Source organism: Amycolatopsis acidicola (assembly GCF_007713735.2).
In the GTDB taxonomy this organism is placed as follows: domain Bacteria; phylum Actinomycetota; class Actinomycetes; order Mycobacteriales; family Pseudonocardiaceae; genus Amycolatopsis_E; species Amycolatopsis_E acidicola.
This window is the reverse complement of sequence record NZ_VMNW02000169.1, coordinates 1-8110: the sequence shown is the minus strand read 5'-3', so window position 1 is coordinate 8110 and position 8110 is coordinate 1. Positions and strand designations below refer to the sequence as shown.

Annotated in this window: 9 protein-coding genes; 7 read left to right on the top strand and 2 right to left on the bottom strand. The window is 70.2% G+C overall.

Going from position 1 to position 8110, the window contains the following annotated elements:
- Nucleotides 1-9: 9 nt before the first annotated feature.
- From FPZ12_RS44835 to FPZ12_RS44805, 7 genes are all read left to right on the top strand, one after another.
- Nucleotides 10-681: a DUF998 domain-containing protein gene (locus FPZ12_RS44835; RefSeq protein WP_144761745.1), complete on the top strand. Its 672-nt coding sequence runs from the start codon at nt 10-12 to the stop codon at nt 679-681.
- Between the two features lie 92 nt (nt 682-773).
- Nucleotides 774-1535, top strand: coding sequence for a beta-ketoacyl-ACP reductase (locus FPZ12_RS44830; protein ID WP_144761742.1), 762 nt, complete (start codon nt 774-776; stop codon nt 1533-1535).
- A 2-nt stretch (nt 1536-1537) separates the two neighbouring features.
- Nucleotides 1538-1990 (top strand): MaoC family dehydratase, encoded by a 453-nt coding sequence (locus tag FPZ12_RS44825; RefSeq protein ID WP_144761739.1) that lies wholly within the window; start codon nt 1538-1540, stop codon nt 1988-1990.
- An 82-nt stretch (nt 1991-2072) separates the two neighbouring features.
- The gene (locus tag FPZ12_RS44820; RefSeq protein WP_144761736.1) at nt 2073-3095 is read left to right on the top strand and encodes a phosphotransferase family protein; all 1023 of its coding nucleotides are present in this window, start codon (nt 2073-2075) and stop codon (nt 3093-3095) included.
- Nucleotides 3095-4312, top strand: coding sequence for an acyl-CoA dehydrogenase family protein (locus tag FPZ12_RS44815; RefSeq protein ID WP_144761733.1), 1218 nt, complete (start codon nt 3095-3097; stop codon nt 4310-4312). The genes FPZ12_RS44820 and FPZ12_RS44815 overlap by 1 nt, the downstream gene beginning before the upstream one ends.
- A complete protein-coding gene (locus tag FPZ12_RS44810) occupies nt 4309-5490 on the top strand; it encodes an acyl-CoA dehydrogenase family protein (protein WP_144761730.1) in 1182 nt (393 codons plus the stop codon). The genes FPZ12_RS44815 and FPZ12_RS44810 overlap by 4 nt, the downstream gene beginning before the upstream one ends.
- Nucleotides 5487-6581, top strand: a complete 1095-nt coding sequence (locus FPZ12_RS44805; RefSeq protein ID WP_144761727.1) for an acyl-CoA dehydrogenase family protein — start codon at nt 5487-5489, stop codon at nt 6579-6581. Before FPZ12_RS44810 ends, FPZ12_RS44805 begins: the two co-directional genes overlap by 4 nt.
- Nucleotides 6582-6609: 28 nt before the next feature.
- On the opposite strand, the gene FPZ12_RS44800 is transcribed toward FPZ12_RS44805, so the two are convergent.
- Together FPZ12_RS44800 and FPZ12_RS44795 are read right to left on the bottom strand one after the other, a co-directional pair.
- Entirely contained in the window at nt 6610-7191 is a 582-nt protein-coding gene (locus tag FPZ12_RS44800) for a TetR/AcrR family transcriptional regulator (protein WP_144761724.1), read from the bottom strand.
- 96 nt (nt 7192-7287) lie between these two features.
- The gene (locus tag FPZ12_RS44795; protein ID WP_144761721.1) at nt 7288-7929 is read right to left on the bottom strand and encodes an acetate uptake transporter; all 642 of its coding nucleotides are present in this window, start codon (nt 7927-7929) and stop codon (nt 7288-7290) included.
- Nucleotides 7930-8110 lie beyond the last annotated feature (181 nt).

The following is an 8110-nucleotide window of genomic DNA, read 5'->3' as shown; positions in this document are numbered from 1 at the left end:
CCAGCCCCCATCCCCACCACCGGCGAACCCACCGGCGAACGCACGAGCGAACCCGGCACGCGTGCCCCCGCCGCGCTCGCCGTGTCCGGGGTGCTGGCCCTCGCGGCCGGGGCGATCCTCATCCTCCTGCTCCAGTTCCTCCCGCCCACCAGCGAAATCAGCCCCCTGCGCCGCACGATCAGCGAGTACGCCCTCACCGCCAACAAGTGGATGTTCGACATCGCGGTCGTCCTCGTCGCCGCGGGCTCCGCGCTGCTGTTCGCCCTGCACCTCCTGCGCCGCGCGCTGCCCGTGCCCGCGCTGGTCGCCGGAGCACTGTGGACAGTGAGCCTCCTGGTGATCGTGGCTTTCCCGAAGACGAACTGGGCCGTCGGCCCGAGCGCGGGCGGCACGCTGCACCGCGTGGCCAGCGTGATCGGGTTCGTCTGCCTGCCGATCGGACTACTGCTCGCCGCGCGCACCACCTTCACCGTCGCACGCTGGCGCCGCGCGGCACGGATACTCGCGGTCGCGTCGCTGGGCTGGTTCGCGGTGATCCTCGGCGCGGTCGCGGTCAGCCTCGCGGCCGGCGGGCACTGGTGGGAGGTGATCCCGCTCGGACTGGTCGAACGGCTGATGGCGCTCACCGAGCTCCTCGCGATCGCCACCCTGGCGGGCCCGTTACTACGTTCGGCACGATGACATGGCCCGCCACGCCGTCCACACGGTAAGGTGCCAGGGAACTTGCTAAGCGCTCGCTTACCCGGGCGCGCTCAACGTTGAGGAGGAAGCACGTGACCGAACCGCACTCCCGCGTCGCGATCGTCACCGGCGCGGGCCGGGGCATCGGCGCCGCGGTCGCCCAGCGCCTCGCCGCCGACGGGTTCGCCGTCGGCCTGCTGGACCTGGACGAGGCCGCGGTCAAACAGGGCGCCGAGGACATCGCCGCCGGCGGCGGCAAGGCCATCGGGGTCGGGCTGGACGTCTCGAACACCGAACAGGTCGAGGCCGCCGTGCAGAAGGTGGCCGACGAGCTCGGCCCGCCGACGGTACTGGTCAACAACGCCGGCATCACCCGCGACAACCTGATCTTCAAGATGACCGACCAGGACTGGGACTCCGTGCTGGGCGTGCACCTGAAGGGCTCGTTCCTGATGACCCGCGCGGTCCAGAAGCACATGACGGCCCAGAAGTGGGGCCGCATCGTGAACCTGTCCTCCACCTCCGCGCTGGGCAACCGGGGCCAGGTCAACTACTCCGCCGCCAAGGCCGGGATGCAGGGCTTCACCAAGACGCTCGCCATCGAGCTGGGCAAGTTCGGCGTCACCGCGAACGCCATCGCGCCCGGGTTCATCGCCACCGAGATGACCAAGGCGACCGCCGACCGCGTGGGCGTGTCCTGGGAGGACTTCAAGGCCGGCGCGGCGCAGCAGATCCCGGTCGCCCGCGTCGGGCAGCCCGAGGACATCGCGCACACCGTGTCGTTCCTCGTCAGCGAAGGCGCCGGGTTCGTCTCGGGTCAGGTCATCTACGTCGCCGGCGGACCGAAGGACTGAGCATGCGCGTCTTTTCCAGCCTGGACGAGTTCACCGCGGCGGCGGGCGAGCAGCTGGGCACCAGCGACTGGCACACCGTCACCCAGGAGCAGGTCGACACCTTCGCCGACGCGACCGGGGACCATCAGTGGATCCACGTGGACATCGAGAAGGCGAAGGCCGGCCCCTTCGGCGGGCCGATCGCGCACGGGTTCCTCACCCTGTCGCTGCTCCCGGTGCTGGCCAAGAGCACCTACCGGGTCGACGGCCTGAAGATGGGCATCAACTACGGCCTCAACAAGGTCCGTTTCCCGCAGCCGGTCAAGGTCGGCGCGAAGGTGCGCGGCACGGCGGAGCTGGCCGAGATCGGCGACGTCCCCGGTGGGAAGCAGGCCGTCGTCAAATGGACGGTCGAGATCGAGGGCGAGCCGAAACCCGCCTGTATCGCCGAGTTCGTCGTCCGCATGCTCGCCTGAGCCACCGGGCACCCCGCGCCCGCGGGGTGCCCGGACACCATCCGGCATACCGACTGGTCGGTACCGAGCCAAGGAGGCCTCGATGAGCCCAGCAGACCCGCCGGGCCTGGACCTGTCCCGGTTGCGCGCCCATCTCGACGAGCAGGCACCCGGCCTGGTCGAGGGCGCGCTCACCGCCGAAGTGGTGGAGGGCGGCCGGTCCAATCTCACCTACATCGTCGGCGACGGCACGTCGCGCTGGGTCGTGCGCCGCCCGCCGCTCGGGCACGTGCTGCCCACCGCGCACGACATGAGCCGCGAGCACAAGGTGATCACCGCGCTGCGCCCCACGAAGGTGCCGGTGCCCGAGACGATCACGCTGTGCCAGGACACCGACGTGATCGGCGCGCCCTTCTACGTCATGGAGTTCGTCGCGGGCACGCCCTACCGCTCCGCCGACGAGCTGGCCGCGCTCGGACCGGAGCGCACGAAGGCGATCGCCGGCTCGCTGATCGACACCCTCGGCGATCTCCACGAGATCGACCCGGCGTCGGTCGGGCTCGCCGATTTCGGGCACCCGGAAGGGTTCCTGGAACGCCAGCTGCGCCGGTGGAAGAAGCAGCTGGACTCGTCCCGCAGCCGCGACATCGAGGGCATCGACGGGTTGCACGAGCGGCTCGCCAGTGCGCTGCCCGCCTCCGGCGCGCCCGCGATAGTGCACGGCGACTACCGGCTCGACAACGTCCTCGTCGACGGCGAGGACCGGATCACCGCGGTACTGGACTGGGAGATGTCCACGCTCGGCGACCCGCTGACCGATCTCGCGCTGATGGTCGCCTACGCCGAACGCGGCCGGATCAACCTCGACATCGTCTCCAACGTCAGCGCGGCGCCGGGTTACCCGGGCACCGACGAGGTGATCGCCCGCTACGCCGAACGCTCCGGCCGCGATCTGTCCGCATTGGACTGGTACGTCGGGTTCGCGTTCTTCAAGCTCGCCGTGATCCTCGAAGGGATCTACTACCGTTTCACCCATGGCCAGACCGTCGGCGCCGGGTTCGAGCAGATCGGCGACGCCGTCGGCCCGCTCGTGGCGCTCGGCAACGAGACACTGAAGGACGGCTGATGGACTTCTCCTTCGACGCGAAAACCGAGGAGCTGCGCGGAAAGCTCCTCGAGTTCATGGATTCGCACATCTACCCCGCCGAGCCCGTGTTCGAGCGGCAGCTCGAAGAGCGGGAGGACCCGTGGTCGGCGCCGCCGGTCGTCCGGGACCTCAAGGCCGCGGCCCGCGAGCGCGGGCTGTGGAACTTCTTCCTGCCCGGCGAGCACGGCGCGGGACTCACCAACCTGCAGTACGCGCCGCTGGCCGAGATCACCGGCCGCAGCCCGCACCTGGCGCCCATCGCGCTCAACTGCGCGGCCCCGGACACCGGGAACATGGAAGTGCTGGCGATGTTCGGCACCGAACAGCAGCGCAAGCAGTGGCTGCAACCGTTGCTGGACGGGGAAATCCGCTCCGCGTTCGCGATGACCGAGCCCGACGTGGCGTCCTCCGACGCGCGCAACATCTCCACCCGCATCCGCCGCGACGGCGACAGCTACGTCATCAACGGCCGCAAGTTCTACATCACCGGCGCGATGAACCCGGACTGCAAGATCTTCATCGTGATGGGCAAGACCGACCCGGAGGCCGAGCCGCACCGGCAGCAGAGCCAGATCCTGGTCCCCCGCGACACCCCGGGCCTCACGGTGAAGCGCGGCATGAAGGTCTTCGGCTACGACGACGGCTCGCACGGCGGGCACGCCGAGGTGATCTTCGAGGACGTGCGGGTGCCGGCGGAGAACCTCATCGGCGGTGAGGGCGAAGGGTTCGCGGTCGCGCAGGCGCGCCTCGGGCCCGGCCGGATCCACCACTGCATGCGCTCGATCGGGCTCGCCGAGCGGGCGCTGGAGATGCTGTGCCGCCGCACGCTGGGCCGGTCCACGTTCGGGAAGCCGATCGCCGAACAGGGCGTGGTGCAGGACTGGATCGCGGAGTCGCGGGTGCGGATCGAGCAGCTGCGGCTGCTGGTGCTCAAGACGGCCTGGCTGATGGACACCGTGGGCAACCGCGGCGCGCACACCGAGATCCAGGCGATCAAGATCGCCACCCCGGCCACCGTCGAATGGATCCTGGACAAGGCGATCCAGGCACACGGCGCGGGCGGGCTGTCGCAGGACTTCCCGCTCGCCGAGATGTGGGCGGGGATCCGCACGCTGCGCTTCGCCGACGGGCCCGACGAGGTCCACAAGCGCTCGCTGGCTCATCGTGAGCTGAAGAAGTACCGGGAGGGTAAGTGACCACAGCGGAAGACCTGCGCGGGCAGGTCGCGGAGTTCCTCGCCGCGCACGACCCGAAAACCACCGAGCGGCTGGAGTTCCTCCAGGCGCGGTTCGACGCCGGGCTGGCGTGGGTGCACTACCCCGCCGGGCTCGGCGGCCAGGACGCGCCCCGCGAGCTTCAGTCCGTTGTGGACAGTGAGTTCGCGAAGGCCGGCGCGCCGGACAACAACCCGCGCCGCATCGGCATCGGGCTCGGCATGGCCGCACCGACCATCCTCCGGTTCGGCACCGACGAGCAGAAGCGCCGCTACCTCCGTCCACTGTGGACCGGCGAGGAGGTCTGGTGCCAGCTGTTCTCCGAGCCCGGCGCGGGTTCGGACCTGGCGGCGCTGGGCACCCGCGCGGTGCGCGACGGCGACGACTGGGTGGTCAACGGGCAGAAGGTGTGGACATCGGTCGCGCACATCGCCCGGTTCGCGATCCTGGTCACCCGCAGCAACCCGGACGTGCCGAAGCACCGGGGCATGACGTACTTCGTGTGCGACATGAGCGATCCCGGGGTGGACGTGCGGCCGCTGCGGCAGCTCACCGGCGAGGCCGAGTTCAACGAGGTCTTCCTGTCCAATGTCCGCATCCCGGACTCCAGCAGGCTCGGCGAGGTCGGCGAGGGCTGGAAGGTCGCGCAGACCACGCTGATGAACGAGCGGGTCGCGATCGGCGGCAACGCGATGCCGCGTGAGGGCGGGCTGATCGGCATGGTCGCGAAGACCTGGCGCGACCGCCCCGAGCTGCGCACGCCGGATCTGCACGACAGGCTGCTGAAGCTGTGGGTCGACGCGGAAGCCTTGCGGCTGGCGGGATCCCGGCTGCGCCAGCAGCTGGCCGTCGGCGCGCCGGGGCCGGAGGGCTCGGCCATGAAGCTCGGGTTCGCCAAGCTCCAGCAGGCCCTCACCGGCCTCGAGGTCGAGCTGGCCGGCGAGGACGGGCTGCGCTACGACGACTGGACGTTGCGGCGCCCGGAGAAGGTGGACATGATCGGCCGTGAGGCCGGATACCGGTACCTGCGCGCGAAGGGGAATTCGATCGAGGGCGGCACGTCCGAGGTGATGCGCAACATCATCGCCGAACGCGTGCTCGGCCTGCCTTCGGAGCCCAGGGTGGACAAGGACGTGGCCTGGAAGGATTTGCCCCGGTGACCGATCTGCTGTATTCCGAGGTCGAGGAAGACCTCCGGGCCAGTGCGCGCGACCTGTTCGCCGACCGCGCGGACTCCGCGAAGGTGCTGGCCCGCGTGGAAACCGACGAGCCGTACGACCTGAAGCTGTGGCGCACGCTGGCCGCGGAGCTGGGCTTCGCGGGCCTGCACGTGCCCGAGGAGCTGGGCGGGCAGGGCGCGTCCGCGCGCGAACTGGCCGTGGTGCTGGAGGAACTGGGCCGGTCGGTCGCGCCGGTGCCGTTCCTCGGCAGCGCGGTACTCGCCACCTCGACGCTGCTGGCGTGTGACACCGATGAGTCCACTGTGTCCGGTCTGCTGCGCAGGCTGGCCACGGGCGAGTCGATCGGCGCGCTCGCCGTGCCGCTGAGTGTGTGGCCGGGTTCGGATTTCCCTTCGCACGTCCGGATTTCCGACGGTGTCCTCAGTGGACGGATCCCGGCGGTGGCGGACGCTTCGGTGGCCGACGTGCTCGTGGTCCCGGCGACGGGGCCGGACGGGCCGGGCCTGTACGCGGTCGAGGATTTCACCGCGCGGGAAGCGGTTTCGCTCGACCTGACGCGGCGCATCGCGGACGTGACCCTCGACGGTGCCGAAGGGCAGTTGCTGGCGGGGCCGGAACTTTCCCCGGCGGCGTTGGAGCGTGGGCTGACGGCGAGCGCGGCGCTGCTGGCGTCGGAGCAGCTCGGTGTCGCGCAGTGGTGCCTGGACGAGACGGTGGCCTACGTGAAGCAGCGCTTCCAGTTCGGCCGCGCCGTCGGTTCGTTCCAGGCGCTCAAGCACCGGCTCGCGGACCTGTACCTGGAGCTGGTGACGGCGCGGGCCACGGCCCGTAACGCGGCCGACGCGGTGGCCTCCGGTGAGCACGTGGCCGAGGCGGCGGCGGTCGCGCAGGCTTCGGCGGTCGCGGTGCACGCGGCCGAGGAGGCGATCCAGCTGCACGGCGGGATCGGCATGACGTGGGAGCACCCCGCGCACCTGTATCTCAAGCGCGCCAAGGCGGATGAGCTCGCGCTCGGCACCCCGGGCCGGGCCCGCGCGGCGCTGGCGAAGCTGGCCGACCTGCCTGCTTGACGGGCCCCCTTGCGTCCCTGGCCGCCGGTCAGGGACGCAAGGACGTCAGCAGCAGATCGGCGTAGCGCTCGCCGACCTGGGCGGCGGAGAGTTTTCCGTCCGCGCGGTACCAGGTGCCGAGGTGGTGCACCGAGCCGAAGTAGAAGTCGACGACGATGTCCGCCGGGGTGTCGGCGCGGAAGACGCCGTCGCGCTGGCCTTCTTCGACCAGCGCGCGGAACTGCTCGTGGTAGTGCCGGCGGCTCGCGCGCACGGCCTTGCGCTTGTCCGGCGCGAGCAGGTGGATGGACTGCTGGAAGATCTTGGTGTCGTCGAGGTTGCCGATGGTGCTGACCACGACGTCCCGCGCGGCCTGCCGGAGCCGGTCGGCCACCGGCTCGCCGCTCGCGGCCACCTTCTCCAGCTGCTCGGTCTGCAGCCGCAGCACGCGGCCGTAGATCTCGGACAGCAGGTCGTCCTTGGAGCCGAAGTAGTGGTACATCGCGCCCTTGGTGACCCCGGCCGCGGCCACGATCTCCTGCACCGACGCGCGATCGAAGCCCTTCCGCGCGAACAACTTCGTCGCCGCCGCGAGCAGGCGGCGCGGCACGGGATCGTCGCCGGAAACCATTCGCCCAGCATACCGACCGTGCGGTTTGCCGTCCCGGGCACGCGAAAGGGGACCGTGCCCGCGGGCACGGTCCCCTTTCGCTGCTACGACGTGACGTCAGTGCGCGGCCAGCGGAACCACCGGCAGCACAGTGCGTTTGAAGGTGCTGTTGATGACCGAAGCGAAGGAGGCGTACCAGGCGAGCACCGCGGTGATCAGGCCCAGCCAGCCGCCGAACTTCCCGATGCCGTCGGCGCCGGAGAACTCGCCGATGGTCAGGAACAGGAAGGTCAGGAACAGCAGCACGAACACCGCGATCAGCGCGACGCTCGTGCGCAGCGAAGCGATCGCCATGTACGCGGTGAAAATCGTGAACACCAGCAGGAACAACCCGGTCGCGGTCGCGGCCTCGGCGGCCGGGATCTTGCCGGAGAACTGCCACACGTAGAAGGCGAACGAGAGCCAGAACGCGCCGTAGGTGCCGAACGCGGTGGCGCCGAACGTGTTGTTCTTGCGGAACTCCCACATCCCGGCGAGCAGCTGGGCGAGGCCGCCGTAGAACAGCGCGAGCGGCAGGACGACCGGCTCGATCGACTTCGCGACGAGGCCGGCGTTGACGGCGCTCAGCACGAACGTGGTGGCGGCGAAGCCGGCCAGGCCGAGCGGGCCCGGGTCGGCGATGTGTTTCGTCGGGTCCACGGGCTGGACGGCCGTGCCGCCCGAGGTCACCGTGGTGCGGTTGCTTTCGGTCGTTGTCATCGATGAGCTCCCTGTCACTCTTCGTTCTTGCCGGAGTTGAGTCCGCTTTGGATCAGGTCCATGACTGAGGAGTCGGCGAGGGTGGTGACGTCGCCGATGGCGCGGTTTTCCGCGACGTCGCGCAGGAGGCGGCGCATGATTTTCCCGGAGCGGGTTTTGGGGAGTTCGGGCACGACCATGA